Genomic DNA, 20944 nt, shown 5'->3' on the forward strand with positions numbered 1-20944 from the left:
TTTGTTTTGCCTGAACGGCGAGAGAGAAGTTACCCAAGAATGGTTAAAGCGAGACCCAAAAGATACGCAGAAAGAAAAGGTAAAAAAATGCCCATCAGTTCTTAACTGACAGGCATTAGAACTAAGTTCTCCTTTTTTATTGTCTATTTATAGATTACCAATCAAATATAACCCATTTGTCTTCGCGTTTAATTTCACCGCTGTTAGGGTAATTTAGTTTTAATACTGCCATCGCATTCTTCTCTGGCGTTTCTAAGCCGAGCTCTCTATAAGCAAGTATCATGATGCGTAAAGCTTGTTCTACCGATTGTGTATCAGGGTAATTATTTAATACGATTTTCGCGCGATTAATGGCTGCAACGTAAGCGTCACGTTTTAAATACCATTCTGCAATAGAGATTTCGTAACGAGCAAGACGGCCTTTCAAAAATATCATGCGTTGGCGCGCATCTTTTGCATATTGGCTTTGTGGGTAATCAGTAATGATTTTGTTAAAGGCTTTAAAAGCTTTTTGCGAGTGAGTTTGATCGCGGTCGGAGCGATCTACACCGTATAAATTTTGAAATATTTGTTGATCTGCAGACAAACTAACAAGACCACGCATATAATAGAGATAATCTAAATCAGGATGAGTTGGGTTTAAGCGAATAAACTTATCAATATTAGCGGTTGCTAGTGCGATTTCACCGCGTTTGTAGTAACTATAAATTAAGTCTAATTGAACTTGCTCAGCATGAGGTCCAAAAGGATAACGGCTATCTAAAGCTTCTAAAACTTCAGAGGCTTTTTCGAAATTAGCTGATTCTAATGCAATAGCAGCATCTTTATATAATTCAACAGGTGGTTTATCTGCAACCTGTGGTTCCTGTGCTCTTTGCGAGGAACAACCAGAAATAACTGTGGCGATAAAAAAACTGCTCGTTATTAGTCTAAGGATCTTATTCATAAGTGTTATAATGTCAGCCAAGATTAAAAACAACAGTATCGGTTATCGCAGAAAGAAATAAAAGTAAAAAAAGACAAAATGTGACAATATACCCAGTTACCAACTGAACAAAGCACTTTGCTCGGTAACAAGTATACGCATTAAGACTACGACAACAGAACAAAACACAATAAGAGAGCACTATGAGCCAAGCAATACACCTATCTGCAGAAGTGACTGATGAACAGTTAGGATTTCGATTAGACCAAGCGGTTGCCGCACTTTTCCCTGATTATTCACGTTCTCGCATTAAAGAATGGATTTTAGCGGATCTGGTACAGATCGATGGCAAAGTTTCTTCTACGCCACGTGAAAAAGTTTTTACGGGGCAATTACTAGAAGTAAATGCTGTTCTTAAAGATGAAGTGACGTTTATTGCTCAAAAAATTGAAATAGATATTGTCTATGAAGATGACGATATTTTAGTGATCAATAAACCTGCTGGTTTAGTTGTTCATCCTGGTGCTGGTAACGCTAGCGGTACCTTATTAAATGCATTGTTATACCATTACCCAAGTATTGCTGAAGTACCTCGTGCAGGTATAGTGCATCGTCTTGATAAAGAAACGTCTGGCTTAATGGTAGTGGCTAAAACCGTTCCCGCTCAAACACATTTAGTCACAAGCTTACAAGCACGCCAAATGACGCGTGAATATGATGCTATTGCCTCTGGTTGTTTTACCGCGGGGGGGAAAGTTGATGCCCCAATTGGCCGTGATAAAGTGCATCGTACTAAAATGGCGGTTAACTTTACTGCTGGTAAAGACGCAATCACACATTACCGCATCTCTGAAAAGTATCGTGCACATACACGTTTACGTTTGCGTTTAGAAACGGGTCGTACTCACCAAATTCGTGTGCATATGATGTCGATTGGCCATGTATTAGCTGGTGACCCTGTTTACGGTGGTCGTCCGCGTCCGCCAAAAGGTGCATCGGTTGAATTAAGCGAAGCGTTACGTGGCTTTAGACGCCAAGCACTACATGCAACCATGTTGCGTTTAGAGCATCCAATAACAGGCGAAGAAATGGAATGGCATGCAGAGCCGCCAGAAGACTTTAAAGTGCTAGCAGCCGCATTGCGTGCCGATGCTATCTCCCATGAAAAAGAATTAGATCTGTAATCACGCTGATGCAGTTAATTAAACCTAACTGGGCGGCTCCCGCCCATATTCATGCTTACTCAACAACACGACAAGGTGGTGTGAGTCAGGGGGAGTTTTTAGGTTTGAACTTAGGGCAACATGTTGGTGATGATCCTGAGCATGTTGCTAACAATCGCTTACTGTTAACAAATCACTTCAATAAAGCGCCTAACTTTTGTTGGTTAAATCAGACTCATAGCACCGAGCTTATTAAGCTAACCAATAACACACCTCAAAATGTAAATGCAGATGCAAGTTGGGCTGACTCTTCTCAGCGAACTTGCGTGGTAATGACAGCTGATTGTTTACCTGTTTTAATTACCAATAAACAAGGCAGTTTTGTGGCAGCTATTCATGCTGGCTGGCGTGGTTTATGTGATGGAATTGTGGAAAAAACGCTGCATCGTATTTGCAATGAACTGGCTTTATCAACTGATGATTTACTGGTTTGGTTAGGTCCTTGTATTGGCCCTGAGGTTTTTGAAGTGGGGGATGATGTGCGCGATCAATTCATTCAACAAAATCCATTAGCCGATGATGCTTTTATTGCAGCTGAAACAACAGGTAAATGGTTTGCTAACCTACATCAATTAACCAAATTACGACTAACTGAGTTTGATGGCGTTAACATTAGCGAAAGTGAGTTATGTACCTTCAACGACCCCGAATTATTCTATTCATATCGCCGAGATGGTAAAACAGGGCGCTTAGCGACCTTCATTTGGATCGACTAGCTTTTTAGCCTCTTCCGTTTTAATTTTCCTCATTTTTAAAGCCATTTATTATTGATTTTCTTCTACACTAACCTTGTTATTAATTTGCTTGTCCCCATTCTTTATAGGGTAAACACTTAGGAGAAACATCATGCGTTTAGATAAATTAACGAGCAAATTCCAACTGGCTTTGTCTGATGCTCAATCTATTGCGTTAGGACGTGATCACCAGTATATCGAAGGAACTCATTTATTAGCGGCGATACTGAATAAAGATAGTGGATCAGTACGTGCGATATTGTCAGATCTTGAAATAGACGTAAATTTATTACGATCTCAACTCTCAGCAATGTTAGACAGAATGCCTAAAGTGTCTGGTATTGGCGGTGATATACAACTCTCTAGCCAACTCGGCATTACCTTTAATCTTTGCGATAAATATGCACAGAAAGCCAAAGATAAGTTTATTTCTTCAGAAATATTCCTAATGGCAGTGTGTGAAGATAAAGGCGAACTAGGCAACACATTAAAAAAATTAGGTCTTTCAAAAGATAAAGTAGAAGCGTCTTTGAAGAAAATTCGTCAAGGCCAAAATGTCACCGATGCAAATGATGATGGCCCAGAGCAAGCTTTGGACAAATACACTATCGACCTTACCGAGCGAGCGGCTTCTGGTAAATTAGACCCAGTGATTGGTCGAGATGACGAAGTGCGTCGCATGGTACAAGTATTACAACGTCGTACTAAAAATAATCCTGTGATCATCGGTGAACCTGGTGTGGGTAAAACCGCCATTGTAGAAGGCTTAGCGCAACGTATTGTTAATGGTGAAGTCCCAGAAGGGTTAAAAGGAAAACGCGTTTTATCATTAGATATGGGCTCTTTAATCGCGGGTGCAAAATACCGTGGTGAATTTGAAGAGCGTTTAAAAGCAGTACTTGCAGAATTGTCAAAAGAAGAAGGGCAAGTGATCCTCTTTATTGATGAATTACACACCATGGTTGGCGCGGGTAAAGGCGATGGCGCAATGGACGCAAGTAACATGCTTAAACCTGCGTTAGCGCGAGGAGAGTTACATTGTGTTGGTGCAACGACTTTAGATGAATATCGTCAATATATTGAAAAAGATGCCGCTTTAGAGCGTCGTTTCCAAAAAGTACAAGTGGATGAACCTAGCGTTGAAGATACGATTGCCATTTTACGTGGTTTAAAAGAACGCTACGAATTACATCATAAAGTAGAAATTACCGATCCTGCGATTGTTGCTGCGGCGACCTTATCACATCGCTATATTTCTGATCGCCAATTGCCTGATAAAGCGATCGATTTAATCGATGAAGCAGCATCAAGTATTCGTTTACAAATGGACTCTAAGCCAGAAAGTTTAGATAAATTAGGACGTAAAATCATCCAATTAACGGTAGAGCAAAAAGCCCTACAAAATTCAACGGATGACGCCAGCGTAAAACGTCTTCAAGATTTAGAAAGAACCTTAAAAACAAAAGGTAAAGAATATAAACAGTTAGATGAAGTTTGGAAAACAGAAAAAGCGGCTTTATCAGGTACGCAAAATATTAAGCAAGCCTTAGAGCAAGCACGTCTAGATTTAGAAGTGGCAAGTCGTGCTGCAGATCTAACGCGTATGTCGGAATTACAATACGGGCGAATTCCTGACTTAGAAAAACAATTGGATCTTGCTTCACAAGCTGAAATGCAAGAAATGACATTGCTTAAACATAGCGTGACCGAAAATGAAATTGCCCTTATTTTAGCGCATTGGACAGGTATCCCTGTTTCAAAAATGCTAGAAGGTGAAAAAGACAAACTACTACAAATGGAAAAACATCTTCATTCACAAGTCGTTGGTCAAAATGAAGCTATTGATGCAATTTCCAATGCGATTCGTCGTAGCCGTGCAGGGTTAAGTGATCCTGACCGTCCAATTGGTTCATTCCTATTCCTAGGTCCAACTGGGGTAGGTAAAACAGAATCTTGTAAAGCACTCGCTGGGTTCTTGTTTGATAGTGTTGATAATATGGTGCGTATCGACATGTCCGAATTTATGGAGAAACATTCTGTTGCTCGTTTGGTCGGTGCGCCTCCGGGATACGTTGGTTATGAAGAAGGTGGCTACTTAACGGAAGCGGTTCGTCGTAAACCTTATTCAGTGATCCTGTTGGATGAAATAGAAAAGGCACATCCAGATGTGTTTAATATTTTATTGCAAGTATTAGATGACGGGCGTTTAACAGACGGACAAGGCCGTACCGTGGATTTCCGTAACACAGTGATCATTATGACCTCGAATATTGGCTCTGAAATTATTCAAGAGTCCTTCCCTCGTGCGTCCTATGATGAAGTGAAAAATACTTTATTAGGTGTGTTAGGTAATCACTTTAAGCCTGAGTTTTTGAATCGTATTGATGAAACCGTTGTGTTCCACCCGTTGAGTGAAAAACACATTAAATCTATCGCGACGATCCAATTACATGCATTGCAAACTCGTCTTAAAGGTAAGGATTACCATCTCACCTTTAATGAAGATTCCATCGATTTATTGGTGAATGCTGGTTATGACCCAGCTTACGGAGCGCGTCCCTTAAAAAGGGCGGTACAACAGTTATTAGAAAACGCATTAGCGCAGAAAATACTATCCGATGAACTTGTAATGGGTAAAACCATTCTTGCGGATGTAGAAGACGGTAAGATTGTTTTTAAACAATAGCACGAGCTACTAAAGCTCAATATCAAAGAGGTCGCTTAGCGGCCTCTTTTTATTTCGATTAGTTAATCATATAAGCAACTAAACAACTAAACAACTAAACACCTATGATGCTTGATAAACGCCATTAACCACGGTTGCTGTAACTTCAAAATCATGGTTAAAACGTGTCAAATTCGCAATCTTTCCTACGCTAATACTGCCTAATTTATTATCAACAGCAATGGCTTTAGCTGGATATAAAGTGGCCATTCGCAATGCTTCATCAAGTGATATACCAACAAATTTAACACTATTCTCAATGGCTTCTATCATGGTTAATGCTGAACCACCTAAAGTGCCGTCTGCTCCAAAACACTTGCCATCTTTGTAGTAAACTTGAGTGCCTACAAAATCAAAACTTTCAATATTAGCACCTGCGGCCGCTGTGGCGTCGGTGACTAAAATTAATTTGTCACCCATGATTTTTTTAGAGATTCGAATGTTCTCATAAGCCACATGAAAGCCATCGGCAATAATGCCTGCATAAATATTATTATCATAAATCGCTCCGACCATGCCAGGCTCGCGTCCTGTCATTGGGCTCATTGCATTAAACAAATGCGTAGCAAATGAAGCGCCGTGCTGAATAGCGGCTGTCGCTTGTTGATAAGTTGCATTACTGTGCCCTAATGAAACAACAATACCCGCATCGATTAACTGTTGAATGATTTCAAGAGGCGTATTTTCAGGAGCAAGCGTGATTTTTTGAATAATATCGGCATTGGCACAGAGTTGATCAATCATCGCAGCATCTGGATCGCGGATAAATTCTTGGCGATGAATCCCTTTTTTTGCCACACTAATGTAAGGTCCTTCAAGGTGTAAACCTAAGACTTCATTAGGCGTTTGTTGCATATAACTGCGTGTGACTTGTAACGCTTGTTTCATGCCATCATCGGCAGCAGTAATGAAGGTGGGCAGGTAACTTGTGGTGCCTGATTTTAAATTAGCGGCTTGCATGGTCGCTAAAGTGTCCATTGTTTCCGCACCATTAAACATCACACCACCACAGCCATTTAATTGTAAATCAATAAACCCGGCGGATAAATTATCTCCATTTAAATCAATTGTTTTTAAGTCTTTTGGCAAATCGGAAATAAGTGAAATCTGTTCTATTCGGTCATTCTCAATGATCACCGCATGCTCAGTTAATATTGATTCACTGGTATAAATTGTACAATTGATTAGGGCGTACATGATTTATTTCTCCGTAGAAATAGCTGAATTTGTATTGTTTATTGAATGCTTACGCATTTTGCGCTTCTATTTCAGTAAAGTATTTTAATGTTTTTACTTTAAGCTCCATGGTCGCGGCTGAATCGCAGGCAATGATCGCTTTTTCATGCATTTGTAAGGCTGAGATTGTCCATTGTTGTGTTATTGGACCTTCAACGGCTGCTTGTAATGCTAAGGCCTTATTATGCCCTGTTGCTAAGATCAATACTTCCTTTGCATCTAATAATGTCGCTACACCAATGGTTAATGCTTGCTTAGGGACTTTATCAACATCATTATCAAAGAATCGGGAATTAGCGAACCGTGTATCTAAAGCTAAGGTTTTGATACGAGTACGAGAAGCTAATGACGAACCGGGCTCATTAAAGGCAATATGACCATCAATACCGACACCACCTAAAAATAAATGGATTTTACCGATACTTTTAATTTTATTTTCATAGCGTTGGCATTCAGCTGTTAAGTCTTCAGCTAACCCATTTAATAAATTAATATTCTGAGGTTGAATATCGAGATGGTCAAAAAATTGTTGATGCATAAAGTGATGGTAACTTTGTGGATCAGAAGCGGAAAGCCCGACATATTCGTCCATATTAAAAGTTATTACATTGCGAAAGCTGAGATTACCCGCTTTACAAAACTCGATTAAATGTTGGTAAGTTGCTAAAGGCGTGCTTCCCGTTGAGAGTCCAAGCACAAATGGTCGTTCTGCCGTCGGCGCAAACGCAGTGATTTGATCTGCAATATAACGAGCAGACCATAAACCGACATCAGCAGTATGTTGTAATGGAACTAAGCGCATGAAGGACTCCTAACTAATAACACAAGGGCGAATAGAGTTTAACGTTAGTTTACTTAAAGTGACATGTGTTTACAGTGACAAGATAAGTTTAACGAGTATAGATATCACAGAATCAATGGATTACATTTGCGCCTTATGACAAAGCGGCTAAAGTCATAGGGTTTATGCTTGAAGCAAGCTATCTTATCTGGAGTCATTTTTTATTTTTTGCTATTACAGCATTATAACCATTAAAAGTTTAACATCACGTTAAGGAGAACAGGATGAATATCTTAGGTTACATGCAACAAATAGGTAGAGCATTAATGGTGCCTGTTGCGGTTTTACCTGCTGCTGCCATATTAATGGGAGTGGGTTATTGGATTGACCCCAATGCGTGGGGGGGAGGATCTCAATTAGCTGCTTTTTTAATTAAAGCAGGCTCTGCTGTGATTGATAATATGGCGTTGTTATTTGCGGTCGGTGTTGCCTATGGCATGTCCAAAGATAAAGACGGTGCCGCTGCACTTTCTGGTTTAGTTGGTTGGCTAGTGGTGACCACTTTATTGTCGCCAACTGCCGTTGAGCAAATTACAGGCGAAGTGGCTCATGCCGCCTTTGCAAAAATAGATAATCAGTTTATTGGGATCCTTGTTGGTATCATTTCTGCTGAGTTATATAACAAATTTTCAAATGTTGAATTACATAATGCCTTAGCGTTTTTCTCTGGTCGTCGTTTTGTGCCTATCGTTGTTTCTATTGTGATGATGATTGTGTCTTTTGCTTTGATGTATCTGTGGCCTCTGATTTATGCCAATCTATTGAGTTTTGGTGAAACCGTTTCTGGCCTTGGTGATTTTGGGGCAGGGCTTTATGGCTTCTTTAATCGTTTATTAATTCCTGTTGGGCTTCATCATGCACTTAACTCCGTTTTCTGGTTTGATGTTGCAGGCATTAATGACATCCCTAACTTTTTAGCTGGCCAACAAACCATCGTTGAATTTGCCGCTGAAGGTAAAACAGCAGTGGGGACAGTGGGAATGTATCAAGCAGGTTTCTTTCCGATTATGATGTTTGGGTTACCAGGTGCTGCATTAGCCATTTATATGTCCGCGAGAAAAGAAAACAAAGAAAAAGTCGCTTCAATTATGATTGCCGCCGCATTAGCATCATTCTTTACTGGCGTTACTGAACCATTAGAGTTTTCGTTTATGTTCGTCGCGCCGCTATTGTATTTTGTGCATGCGTTATTAACCGGGATTTCAGTTTATATTGCGGCTCATATGGAGTGGATGGCTGGTTTTGGTTTTTCTGCTGGTTTTGTTGATATGGTGCTTTCATCAAAAAATCCATTGGCAAAACAGTGGTATATGCTACTTGCACAAGGTGTTGTTTTCTTTGGGATTTACTATTTTACTTTTATGGGGTTAATAAAAAAATTGAATTTGAAAACACCGGGACGGGAACAGGAAGCAACTTTAATTCATCAAGACGAGCCTAAAAAAGGTAATGACTTAGCAAAAGCTTACGTTAAGGCATTAGGTGGCATAAAAAACATTGAAACGATTGATGCTTGTATCACTCGTTTGCGTTTAACCTTAACGGATCGCACTAAAATTAAAGAAGCTGATATGAAAGCATTAGGTGCAATGGGAGTGGTGAAATTAGGTGAAAATAATCTACAAGTGATTATTGGACCGCAAGCCGAAAGTATTGCCGATGCGATGAAAGAAATAAAGTGATTCATTTTCAAGGCATTCATTCGAGTGCCTTTAGTGTTTCTCACGTTTATAGCATTATTTAACTTGAGCTTAGCGCTAGAATATACGATGATTGCTCCTTTATGAATCATGTATTTTAGAGGTTACAATGTCTGAACTGGAAACACGCCCAAGTAATTTTATTCGCACTATCATTGAAAACGATCTTGAGAGTGGTAAACATCAGGCGATCCAGACACGTTTTCCTCCTGAGCCCAATGGTTACCTACATATTGGTCATGCTAAATCTATCTGCTTAAACTTTGGTTTGGCCTTAGATTACCCAAATTCTGCTTGTAACTTGCGTTTTGATGATACCAACCCAGTTAAAGAAGATGCTGACTATGTTGCTGCGATTGAAAAAGATGTCACTTGGTTAGGCTTTAAATGGCAAGGTGATATTCGTTATTCATCAAACTACTTTGAACAACTTTTTGATTACGCCGTTGAGTTAATCGAAAACGGTAAAGCTTACGTTTGTGAATTAAATGCAGAACAAACGCGTGAATACCGTGGCACATTAACTTCGCCAGGTAAAAATAGCCCATTCCGTGATCGTCCAATTGCTGAAAGCTTAGACTTATTCAAACGTATGCGTGCGGGTGAGTTTGAAGAAGGCACAATGATGTTGCGTGCAAAAATCGATATGGCTTCACCAAACATGAAAATGCGTGATCCTGTGATTTATCGTATTCGTTTTGCACATCATCATCAAACTGGCGATAAATGGTGCATCTACCCAATGTACGATTTCACACACTGTATTTCGGATGCCATCGAAGGCGTAACCCACAGTTTATGTACATTAGAATTTGAAGATCATCGTCCACTTTATGATTGGGTGCTAGCGAATATCACTATTGCTGCTAAACCACGTCAAATAGAGTTCTCACGTTTGAACTTGCAGTACACACTGACCTCTAAGCGTAAATTAAATGCATTAATTGAAGACAATATCGTAACAGGTTGGGACGATCCTCGTATGCCAACGATTTCTGGTATGCGTCGTCGTGGTTACCCAGCGGCTTCATTACGTGAATTTTCAAAACGTATTGGCGTGACTAAGCAAGAAAATACAGTTGAACTAGCATCGCTTGAAGCGTGTGTTCGTGAAAACTTAGAAGCGAATGGCGCACGTGCGATGGCAGTGATCGACCCAATCAAAGTAATCATCACTAACTATGATGAAGATAAAATTGAACAACTAACCGCGCCAGTTCATCCTAAAGATGAAAGCATGGGAACTCGTACTTTACCTTTCTCTCGTGAACTTTATATCGATAGAGCCGACTTTAGAGAAGAAGGTAACAAGCAATACAAACGTCTTAAATTACATAAAGAAGTACGTTTACGTAATGCTTACGTGATCCGTGCCGATGATTTTAAAACCGACGCTGAAGGTAATATCACAGAAGTTCATTGTACTTATGATGCAGGTACTTTAGGTAAAAATCCTGAAGATGGACGCAAAGTAAAAGGCGTTATTCATTGGGTAAGTGCTGCTTCTAATAATCAAGCTGAGTTCCGCATTTACGATCGTCTATTCACGGCTGAAAACCCAGCTGCTGCAGAAGACATTCATAGCGTCATTTATCCTGAATCATTAGTGGTAAAACACGGTTTTGTTGAAAAAGGCTTAGTAGATGCAAAAGCGGAAGTGGCTTACCAATTTGAGCGTGAAGGTTACTTCTGTGCTGATAGTAAAGATTCAACGCCAGAGAAGTTAGTATTCAACCGCACGGTTGCACTACGCGATTCTTGGGCTGGTTAATCGTTAGCTCATTATCAATCGCTAAAAGGTCTTCTTATGAAGGCCTTTTTTATGCCTGTAAGCTTGTGTTTATTACTCGTTAGCGATTTTTAATGAGTAATTGCGCTAATGTAATATCTTCCATTCCTCCCATTTGACTCAATTGCGCTAGCAAAAGTTCTGCACAAGCTAACGCATCGGTTAATGCATTATGAGCATTATAAATGGGTAAGTTATAACGAGAACGACAAGCGTTTAAGCGAAGACTGCCTGTCTTCAACACTTGATGTTGACGAAGCTGACGTTCCTTGTCGATATGCAAGGTATCAATAGCTAACAAAGGTTGTGAATGTATTTGAGTGCTTAACAATGCACGTTGTAGGAATTGCAAATCTAGTGGTGCGTGATGCGCGACTAAGACTTTATCTTCACATTGTTTAAATAACCAAAGTAATATTTCCTGAATAGATAATGCATGCTTGAGATCGTTATCTAACACACCGTGAATCACTGCGCTTTGACCCACACTACCTTGAATTTTTATTAATTTATATTGTGCTAATTTAGGTTGAATTTGCGCGTTGATAATAGGAATTATACCAATACTCACCATTTGATTTTTTTTAGGATCTAACCCTGTCATTTCAATATCAAGCGCCAACAGATTCACTGTAGAAATAGGTTGATGCAAATGGTCGAGTAAATATTGATAATGCATTCGCGCGCTATCTAACGAACTGTTATTAATTCGCTTTTTTAACTGCCTTTGCAACCACCATTGTTTAAGCATTAAAACCGCCTTAAAAATTTTAATCGAATGGTGGATTGGGCTTCATGAATGACTTTAAAAGCATCTTTTAATTGGTGTCTTGCTAAGGGCGAAAGGTTATCCGGCAAAATGTAATTAGAAACGGTTTGTTGTTTGTTAAATTGTAAACCTTGATTGGTTAAGCGTTTATGAGCAATAAACTCCCATGCGTCCAATAAACTCATAGCAATTTCTTTATCTATTTTGTTTTTTGAAATCAAACTTTCAAGGCGTTTGCTAGTGTTTACTTCGGCTACGCCCGCGGCTAAAGAATAGATTCTCACAATGTCATTAATTAAGGCGTTACCTTTATGTTTTAAGTCGATCCCTTTTACTTCACTGCCATCTCGCTCTATCACTAAGCTACGGAAAAACCCCAAAGGTGGCGTTGATTGCAATGCATTTTTGGTCATTGCTGCAATAAAGATATCGTTATTTTTAGTTGTTTTTAAGATGGTTTCTTGAAGCTGCTCAAACAAATGAAAGTCACCTGAAATAGGGCGAATATCAAAAAAGATAGTGGCATTTAACAAAGCTTTTGGATTTGGTGTGCGCACCCAACTTGTAAACTGTTGTTGCCATTGTTTTAAGCTTAATTGCCATTGTGGGTTTTGCGCCATGATATTACCGGGGCAGAATGGAAAACCACAGGCATCCAAGGCATGACAAACATATTCTGATAAAGCTTTAAAATAAGCTTGTTCTGTTTGCTTAGGCTCTCTTTCTAGTACAAGTGCATTATCTTGATCTGAGCCTGCCATTTGATCTTGCCGACCTTGAGAACCAAAGGCAAGCCAGCAGAATGACATTGGCGCTTCACCTAATTGCATTTGTTTTATGGTGATTAATCGGCGTGTTAATGAATCGGTGACCGACGTTAAAATACGGCCAATCTCAATCGCTTTTGCATCGCTGCTAATTAAGTTATGTAATAACTCTGGTATTTTTTGACTGACTTGAATAATTTCTTCTAGGCTGTTTTGACGATCGATTTGTCCAATCAGCAATAGAGGTTGCGAGCTTTGGCTACGAATCAGGTCGGTACTGGTAATAATGCCGATTGGTTTTTTACCTTGTTGCTCTTGACCTGCTAAATCCACCTTATCCACAACAGGTAAATGGTGGATATTGTTTTCACTCATTTTTAGCATAGCTTCAAAAATAAGTGCATTAGGCTCGATAGTGAAAGGATTGTCAGTCATCACTTGTTTCACTAATAAATCGCCGTTTAATCCTTTTGCTAAGACACGGTTACGTAAATCGCGATCCGTTAAAATACCGCATAAAAGTTGATCTTCCATTACCACTAAAGACGACAATCTTTTTTCAGACATTAATAAAGCAGCTTGATGGATAGTGGCATCGGGATGAATGGTAGTGAGATTTCGACACATAATATGTGTAATGCGAGCAGTATTAATATGTTTATTGGAAATGGAACCCTGATTGCGTAAACGTTTTGCAAAAGCTTGATTAAAGAAACGATCAAAGGAGTGGCTTTGTGCGCGTAATTGGTCAAACATTGTTGCAGGTAAATGATAAACCAATCCATCTTCGAGTATATGTACTTGGTTAACCACTTTTTCGCCAGACAACATGCCACTAAAACCAAAGAATTGACCTTCAGCGATGCGATCAATTAATTCACCTTGTTGTGTTGTAACTTCAAAAGCACCGCTACGTACAATGTAAAGTTGCGCTTGATTGGTATCAACATGCACTAATTGTTGTTGCTTGCCGTAATAAGCAATGGTTAAGGATTGGCAGCATTGTTTTAGGATTGTTTGATCGAGTGAATCAAAAGGGGGTAATTGACACATAAAATCGAAAATAGGCTGTAATTCACTGTTATCCATTTCTTTGTCCTTTATTGAATCAATAACAAACAAAAAAAGCGCCGAAGCGCTTTTTAAAATTAACCATCAATTTAATGGTTAGAGGCTTCGCCTGATCCTTTAGGGAAACGAATGGCTTCAACCATTTCTTGTACATCTTTTGGCACTTCAGCTGTCATTCTACAAACCAAGATAGCAACAGAGAAGTTAATCACCATACCTAACAAACCGATACCTTCTGGTGAAATACCAAATAACCAGTTGTCAGCAATGTTGGCACCTGGATTTACAAATTTGAAGTAAATAATGTAAATCGTAGTAAAGGCTAAACCTGCAACCATACCTGCAATCGCACCTTCTTTGTTCATCTTCTTAGAGAAGATCCCCATCGTAATTGCTGGGAATAAAGAAGAGGCAGCCAAACCAAAGGCTATTGCGACCACGGCGGCTACAAAGCCCGGTGGGTTAATGCCGAAATAACCTGCAATCACAACACCAACAGCGGCGGCTGTTCGCGCATACATGAGCTCTTTTTTATCAGAGATATGTGGCATGAGGTTTTTCTTAAGTAAATCATGGGACACAGAGGTTGAGATAACTAATAATAATCCAGCAGAGGTTGATAGTGCAGCAGCTAAACCACCGGCAGCAATCAATGCGATAACCCAAGCAGGTAAGTTCGCAATTTCAGGTGTTGCTAATACGATGATATCGCGGTCGATTTTCATCTCATTAGTTTCGCCATTAGCGTAAGACATTTTGCCATCGCCGTTTTTATCATCCCATTTGATTAAACCTGTTTTTTCCCAACTATTGATCCAGCTTGGTGCTTCAGCATGTGGAACACCTTGGCCATCGGGACCATTAATGGTTTCAATCATATTTACACGAGAGAAAGCCGCTAGTGCAGGAATCGTTGTGTACATGATCGCGATAAATACTAACGCCCAACCTGCTGAACTACGTGCATCTTTAACGCGTGGAACTGTAAAGAAACGTACAATGACATGCGGTAAACCAGCAGTACCAAACATTAATGCGCCACAAATAAAGAACACATCAATAGTACTTTTTGAACCAATGGTATATTCAGCAAACCCGAGTTGTGTGGAGAGGCCATCTAGTTTATCAAGTAAGAAAACACCTGAACTATTACCAGCGGCATCTAACAATTCAGAACCAAATCCGATTTGTGGAATAACATGACCAGTCATTAAAATGGATAAGAAAATAGCAGGTACCATAAAGGCAAAAATCAAAACACAGTATTGTGCTACTTGTGTATAAGTGATCCCTTTCATTCCACCTAATACCGCGTAGAAGAAAACCACACACATGCCGATGTAAACACCTGTATCAACATCTACTTCTAAGAAGCGGGAGAATACAACACCCGTACCGCGCATTTGCCCTGCGATATAAGTAAAGCTCACGAAGATCGCACAAATAACCGCAACAGTACGCGCTGTTTGTGAGTAATAACGATCACCGATAAAATCTGGCACAGTAAATTTACCGAATTTACGTAAATAAGGCGCCATTAATAGAGCAAGTAGTACATAACCACCAGTCCAACCCATTAGGTAGACTGAGCCATCGTATCCAACAAATGAAACGATACCTGCCAATGAGATAAACGAAGCCGCTGACATCCAATCAGCTGCCGTTGCCATACCATTAACTACTGGGTGAACACCGCCACCTGCTACGTAAAATTCTTGAGTTGAGCCAGCTCGGCTCCATATCGCAATACCAATATACAGGGCAAAAGTGGCCCCTACGATAAGATAAGTTAAAGTTTGAACATCCATTGTTGTAATCCTTTTTTATTCGTCAACACCGTATTTTTGATCAAGTTTGTGTGTTTTTGCTGCGTAAACAAAAATCAACGCCACAAACACATATATCGCACCTTGTTGAGCAAACCAGAATCCTAGTTTGAATCCCATAAAGGTAAATTCATTTAATACGTCAACTAATAAAATGCCACAGCCGAAGGAAACCGCTGCCCAAATACTTAGTAGTATGATCACCAGCCTGATATTTTCTTTCCAATATCCATCGGCTTTATCTACATTTTCAAAACTCATTTCATTCTCCTTAATGTGTCAATGAGAAAGTGATTGTTGATAAAATGGCATTATTTTTTGTCGTTAAATTAACCGTTAATGAAACAAAAAATAAGCATTCTATTTTTAATCACTTAATAATTATTTATTGAGAAGTTATTTCCTTATCAAGTAAATACGTTGTTAATACTATGTTAATTATTTTGTTTTGATACAGAGAGAACAGCGCGAGATCATATTTTTCTGATTAAAAATTGCGCGGTTTATCACAATGAGAGGGGATAAAATTAAATTTGTAGACACAGATCATATGCTGATTATTTTTTGTAATAATAAAAATGAAGCGGAAAAAGCAATTGTTGATATTCATTAAAAGGCTATAATATGAATTATTATTCATTATTTGTGATTTAAAATTCAAATCTTAATAAGGATTTTAGTTGTAAATAGTAATAACAATCATTAAGTGTATATCTGTTCATCTATATACATAATTGACATAAATAATGTGCTTTAAATATTTTATATTCGCTTACTAATTCTTTATAGTATTACCTTTACTCACCACCTGAGATAGATATGGATTATTTTCCAATTTTCACCAAAATAAAAGATCGTCATTGCCTTGTTGTTGGCGGTGGAGATATTGCAGTTCGTAAAGTGCACTTGTTATTAAAAGCCGGTGCAGCAATTACTGTTTGTGCGCCTGAAGTGTGTGAGTCTTTACAACAAAAAGCCGATAATAATCAATTAACTATTATTCATGATGTTTTTAAAGATGAATTTATTGAAGACAAATGGTTAGTGATTGCGGCAACTAATCAGCGTGAAATTAACGAACATATTGCGAAACTAGCAGAGCAAAAACAATTATTAGTGAATGTGGTTGATGAACCAAGCCTATGTACTTTTATTATGCCTTCTATTGTTGACCGTTCTCCTATCGTTGTGGCGATTTCAAGTGGCGGCAAAGCACCAGTATTAGCACGCTTGATTCGTGAGCGTTTAGAAACCTTATTACCAATGCATATCGCTCGTTTAGCGAAAATATCAGGTGAATTTAGACATAGAGTGAAACAAGTGATCACTAAAGAGTCTTTACGTCGTCGCTACTGGGAAAAGTTATTTGGTAATGGCACCCTTGCAAGCCTGTTACAAAAAGGGCAAATGCAAAAAGCGCAAGACTTTATGGAAGCGAATTTGACCGAAGAAATCGCGCAAGGTGAAGTGGCTCTGATTGGCGCAGGTCCAGGCGATCCTTCTTTATTAACGCTAAGAGCGCTACAGCTAATGCAACAAGCCGATATCGTTTTATATGATCGCCTTGTGTCGAAAGAAATATTAGATCTTGTTAGACGTGATGCTGACTTAATGTCTGTAGGTAAAGCCGCTGGTAATCATGAAGTTGAACAGTCTCGTACTAATCAAATGTTGGTTGAATTTGCTCAACAAGGCAAAAAAGTAGTGCGTTTAAAAGGTGGTGATTCATTTATCTTTGGTCGTGGTGGCGAAGAATTAGAAGAGCTGGTTGAAGCGGGTGTGGCTTTCCAAGTTGTACCAGGAATAACAGCGGCTTCTGGTTGTAGTGCTTATGCAGGTATTCCTTTAACGCATCGAGATTATGCTCAGTCCGTGACTTTTGTAACTGGACACAGAAAAGCCGACGGGCAACCATTAAATTGGAAAGCATTAGCGATTCCGAATCAAACCCTAGTAGTTTACATGGGGCTTTTACGTGCAACGGATATTCAAAGTAACCTGTTAATTAATGGCCGCGATGCAAATACACCCGTCGCCTTAATTAATAAAGGAACAAGGCACGATCAGCAAGTGATCACAGGTTGTTTATCTGAATTATCACAATTAGGTGGTGGGTTAGAAGGTGCAACGTTAATTATAGTTGGCGAAGTAGTAGAGCTTGCTAGTAAATTAGCATGGTTTGAACCGGATAATAATCCTAAACCATCAAGAGATCCGTTCTTAGTTAACTTATCGTAACTTTATAACTATTAATAAAAAAGGCCGTGATACTGATGCAAATCATTCAGTATCACGGCCTTTTTGTTTGTTGAGATAATTAAATGTTAACGCGTTGCGATAAAAGGCTCTACGATTGTGTCTTCCAAGGTGTAAGCCATTTCAATTTTCTTTTGGCCATCCACTAAATACAAATCTTTTGCCTGTGGAGTAATACGTAATTTACCCGTTACCTTAATTGGCATATAAGGCGAACCAGCTTCAATGGCTTTTTGGGCTTTCACATAAATGATTTGGTTAGCTGGTGGTACTGGCTTATGCGAACAAGCTCCCATGGTCGGCACCAACAAAAACTCAGTGACTAAACCGTTATCAAACTCCAATGCAAGCATAAAACCAGACATTTCAATTTCTCTATTGGCTAATAAATCATTAGTCACTAGAGCCGCTGCTTGGCGTTTTTCAATTAATAACAAACGTTGTTCAAATAAATATTCAATATCAACTTTTTCAGCGATCAGTTTTGCCTTAGCGGCAGCGGCTTCTTCTCGCATTGCATCGGTAACTTTATCGGGAGCAAACTTTTCGATTTCAGAAATACGCCCATAAATCGATAGGTTATAAAGCTGTTCGTCGGAAAGCTCATCAAAGGGATTATGGAAAGGTGCCATTTTCCCTTCTAAATCTTGCCAAGTAATCTTAAATGCGTCTACGGCTTGTGCCGTAGAGATAAAGCTTAATAATAAAGTGATAAAGAATATTTTCTTCACATCTATTCCTAAAATTTAATATTCATACCGTCGGACAGCGAATATTTATAAATCAATGCGCCCGGAATGAGAGCAATCAATAATGCGCTACATTGAATGGTTAATAAAATAAATAAATCATTACTGGTTAACATATTAATGTCTAAATAAAACCCGTAATAATTTGCTAATGGGGTTTGTAATATGAGTAACACAGCATAAAGTAATATCACACCAAGTAGAATACCAGTTAAACAAACAAAGCCTGCTTCACCAATTATCAGGCCAAAAATATGGCTTGGTCGTGCACCCACAGACCGTAAGACAGCCATTTCTCTACGACGTTCATTTAAACTCATCAAAATAATACTGAGCATGCCCAATAAACCAACTAATACGACAAAAGTTGTCACAATATTAAGTGCTGATTCCGCAAGGCTAAAGAACTGCCATAGTTCTTGTAATGCAACCGCGGGGATAATCGCAGTAAGTGGTTCACCTTGGAAATTATTAACATAACTTTGCATACCTAGAACAGCGTGGCGAGAAGTTAGTCCAACAAAAATAGCATTGATATTTTCTGGTTTCAGTTTTAACAAGCGTGCAATACGTTGGTCTTGCGTATCTTCATGTTCGTGTGCAGCATGTTGTTCATGGCTTTCGTCATGCTCATCATGATGCTCATCGTGTTTATCATGTGCAGCATGCTGTTCATGGTCTTCGTCATGTTCGTCGTGTTTATCATGTGCGGCATGTTGTGCGTGGTCTTCATCATGCTCGTCATGATGTTCATCGTGTTTATCATGTGCAGTATGTTGTTCATGGTCTTCATCATGTTCGTCGTGATGTTCATCGTGTTTATCATGTGCGGCATGTTGTTCATGGTCTTCATCATGCTCGTCGTGATGCTCATGATGATCTGAATCTAACAATGTTTCACCCGGCAACGCACCTAAATGATCATGCGTTTCAGTGTGCATTGCTTCCATTGCTTCTAACGAAATAATAAGCGTTTGGTCGATAGCGGTGAAAGAAGGGGAGAGTATTGCACTAACAAAGAAAGGAATATTATCGTGATCATGTCCTTCTATTTCACCACCGCCGTGAGTCACAATAATGCGGTCGCCCACATGGTAATCTAGTTTTTGTGCTACATCGGCACCAATGGCTACGGCAAACATATCGTCATCAATACTGCCAGACTGAACTGTTAGGTTTTGTTTATTGGCATAACTAAAGTGATCGAAAAAGCTCAAGTTAGTAGCAATAACAGTATAACCTTTGTGTGAATCTCCCATGGAAATTGGAACGGCCCACTCAACGGCAGGTAATTTTTCAATATCTTGATAGGTTTCATATTTGATAGTGTTCGTGCTGCTACCAATATGAAATACCGAGCTGAGTAATAACTGCGATGAAGCACCACGAGAACCAATAATTAAATCAGTACCTGAAATGCTTTTCATAAAACTAGTTTTAGTTTCAGTTTTTAAGGTTTGTACGCCTAATAGCAAAGTCACACTGATGGCGATTGAAAATAGAGTAATAAAAAAAGTGAGTTTGCGATTAAGTAAACTTTTAAATGCTAACGATAAAATAGCCATTACACCGCCTCCTTAATAGTTGCTTGGTTAATTTCTTGTAGTTTAAGGCTGTGCTTAAAGTGCGTTTTTAAGCTTGTATCATGGCTAACAAAAATAAGCGTGATATCTGCCTTTTGGCATTCATCGAATAACACTTTAATAAAGGATTCGCGGTTATCGCTATCCAATGCAGAAGTAGGTTCGTCCGCAATAATAATTTCAGGGCTACCTAACATAGCGCGAGCCGCCGCAACACGTTGTTGCTGTCCCACACTCAGTTCGTTAACACTACGTTGTAACAATTCAGGATCATCCAAACCTAACGCGTTTAATAAACGAATCGCTTCACTTTCTAGGTTTTTGCTTTGTGATAATGCTTTATGTTTTCGGATGCCTGAGAAGGAGCAAGGTAAAGTAATGTTATCCAACACATTCAAATAAGGGAGCAGATTAAATTGTTGGAATATAAAACCAATATGGTTGGCCCTAAAGGTATCTTTTTGACTCGCCGTTAATAAATTCAGTGGTTGCTCAAGAATAGAAATATCACCGCTTTGAGGTGTGATCACCCCAGCGAGCAAACTTAATAAAGTACTCTTGCCGCTACCACTCGGGCCTTCAATAAATAAATGTTCACCCTTCTTGATGGTGAGTTCCTTGATGTCGATTATTGGTTGTTTATTCCAAGCAAAGCTGAGATCAGTTAAATTTATCATCACTTTTCCATATATGAACGAGAACGCATTAGCGGAGAGGTTACGTTAATTTTGTTATAACATAACTCTTGAT

Annotated in this window: 16 protein-coding genes; 6 read left to right on the plus strand and 10 right to left on the minus strand. The window is 39.1% G+C overall.

Annotated features, from left to right (window positions below; all coding sequences use genetic code 11):
* Nucleotides 1-154 precede the first annotated feature (154 nt).
* Nucleotides 155-946, minus strand: coding sequence for an outer membrane protein assembly factor BamD (locus tag E2R67_RS08710; RefSeq protein WP_134290562.1), 792 nt, complete (start codon nt 944-946; stop codon nt 155-157).
* 182 nt (nt 947-1128) lie between these two features.
* Here E2R67_RS08710 and rluD point away from each other — a divergent pair, with 182 nt between their 5' ends.
* The 3 genes from rluD to clpB all read left to right on the plus strand — a co-directional run bounded on the left by rluD (nt 1129) and on the right by clpB (nt 5568).
* A complete protein-coding gene (rluD, locus tag E2R67_RS08715) occupies nt 1129-2109 on the plus strand; it encodes a 23S rRNA pseudouridine(1911/1915/1917) synthase RluD (RefSeq protein ID WP_134290563.1) in 981 nt (326 codons plus the stop codon).
* Nucleotides 2110-2117: 8 nt separating this feature from the next.
* On the plus strand, nt 2118-2864 hold the full coding sequence (gene pgeF / locus E2R67_RS08720) for a peptidoglycan editing factor PgeF (protein WP_134290564.1): 747 nt from the start codon (nt 2118-2120) through the stop codon (nt 2862-2864).
* Nucleotides 2865-2994: 130 nt separating this feature from the next.
* Nucleotides 2995-5568 carry an ATP-dependent chaperone ClpB gene (gene clpB / locus E2R67_RS08725; RefSeq protein ID WP_134290565.1) on the plus strand — a complete coding sequence of 858 codons (2574 nt, stop codon included), beginning with the start codon at nt 2995-2997 and terminating at the stop codon, nt 5566-5568.
* Nucleotides 5569-5670: 102 nt separating this feature from the next.
* Here the strand turns inward: clpB and nagA are convergent, their stop codons facing one another.
* Nucleotides 5671-6804: an N-acetylglucosamine-6-phosphate deacetylase gene (nagA, locus tag E2R67_RS08730; RefSeq protein WP_134290566.1), complete on the minus strand. Its 1134-nt coding sequence runs from the start codon at nt 6802-6804 to the stop codon at nt 5671-5673.
* 49 nt (nt 6805-6853) lie between these two features.
* Nucleotides 6854-7645: a glucosamine-6-phosphate deaminase gene (gene nagB / locus E2R67_RS08735; RefSeq protein ID WP_134290567.1), complete on the minus strand. Its 792-nt coding sequence runs from the start codon at nt 7643-7645 to the stop codon at nt 6854-6856.
* A 263-nt stretch (nt 7646-7908) separates the two neighbouring features.
* Here nagB and nagE point away from each other — a divergent pair, with 263 nt between their 5' ends.
* Nucleotides 7909-9366 (plus strand): N-acetylglucosamine-specific PTS transporter subunit IIBC, encoded by a 1458-nt coding sequence (gene nagE, locus E2R67_RS08740; RefSeq protein ID WP_134290568.1) that lies wholly within the window; start codon nt 7909-7911, stop codon nt 9364-9366.
* Nucleotides 9367-9493: 127 nt separating this feature from the next.
* Complete coding sequence (glnS, locus tag E2R67_RS08745; RefSeq protein WP_134290569.1) at nt 9494-11155, plus strand: glutamine--tRNA ligase; 1662 nt, start codon at nt 9494-9496, stop codon at nt 11153-11155.
* A 79-nt stretch (nt 11156-11234) separates the two neighbouring features.
* Here glnS and E2R67_RS08750 read toward each other — a convergent pair whose 3' ends face one another.
* From E2R67_RS08750 to E2R67_RS08765, 4 genes are all read right to left on the minus strand, one after another.
* Nucleotides 11235-11924: an exonuclease domain-containing protein gene (locus E2R67_RS08750; protein WP_134290570.1), complete on the minus strand. Its 690-nt coding sequence runs from the start codon at nt 11922-11924 to the stop codon at nt 11235-11237.
* Nucleotides 11924-13798 (minus strand): DUF294 nucleotidyltransferase-like domain-containing protein, encoded by a 1875-nt coding sequence (locus E2R67_RS08755; protein ID WP_134290571.1) that lies wholly within the window; start codon nt 13796-13798, stop codon nt 11924-11926. The genes E2R67_RS08750 and E2R67_RS08755 overlap by 1 nt, the downstream gene beginning before the upstream one ends.
* 71 nt (nt 13799-13869) lie before the next feature.
* Nucleotides 13870-15588: a sodium:solute symporter family protein gene (locus tag E2R67_RS08760; protein WP_134290572.1), complete on the minus strand. Its 1719-nt coding sequence runs from the start codon at nt 15586-15588 to the stop codon at nt 13870-13872.
* Nucleotides 15589-15603: 15 nt separating this feature from the next.
* Nucleotides 15604-15867 (minus strand): DUF4212 domain-containing protein, encoded by a 264-nt coding sequence (locus tag E2R67_RS08765; protein ID WP_134290573.1) that lies wholly within the window; start codon nt 15865-15867, stop codon nt 15604-15606.
* A 558-nt stretch (nt 15868-16425) separates the two neighbouring features.
* On the opposite strand from E2R67_RS08765, the gene cysG reads away from it, so the two are divergent.
* Complete coding sequence (gene cysG, locus E2R67_RS08770) at nt 16426-17844, plus strand: siroheme synthase CysG (protein ID WP_134290574.1); 1419 nt, start codon at nt 16426-16428, stop codon at nt 17842-17844.
* An 86-nt stretch (nt 17845-17930) separates the two neighbouring features.
* Here the strand turns inward: cysG and E2R67_RS08775 are convergent, their stop codons facing one another.
* From E2R67_RS08775 to E2R67_RS08785, 3 genes are read right to left on the minus strand one after another with little or no spacing between them, the layout of a single operon-like run.
* Nucleotides 17931-18593 carry a DUF3299 domain-containing protein gene (locus E2R67_RS08775; protein ID WP_134290575.1) on the minus strand — a complete coding sequence of 221 codons (663 nt, stop codon included), beginning with the start codon at nt 18591-18593 and terminating at the stop codon, nt 17931-17933.
* 8 nt (nt 18594-18601) lie between these two features.
* Entirely contained in the window at nt 18602-20176 is a 1575-nt protein-coding gene (locus E2R67_RS08780; RefSeq protein ID WP_134290576.1) for an ABC transporter permease, read from the minus strand.
* The gene (locus E2R67_RS08785) at nt 20176-20871 is read right to left on the minus strand and encodes an ABC transporter ATP-binding protein (RefSeq protein WP_134290577.1); all 696 of its coding nucleotides are present in this window, start codon (nt 20869-20871) and stop codon (nt 20176-20178) included. The genes E2R67_RS08780 and E2R67_RS08785 overlap by 1 nt, the downstream gene beginning before the upstream one ends.
* Between the last annotated feature and the right edge of the window lie 73 nt (nt 20872-20944).

Origin of the sequence: Psychromonas algicola (assembly GCF_004378355.1) — a bacterium.
In the GTDB taxonomy this organism is placed as follows: Bacteria; Pseudomonadota; Gammaproteobacteria; order Enterobacterales; family Psychromonadaceae; genus Psychromonas.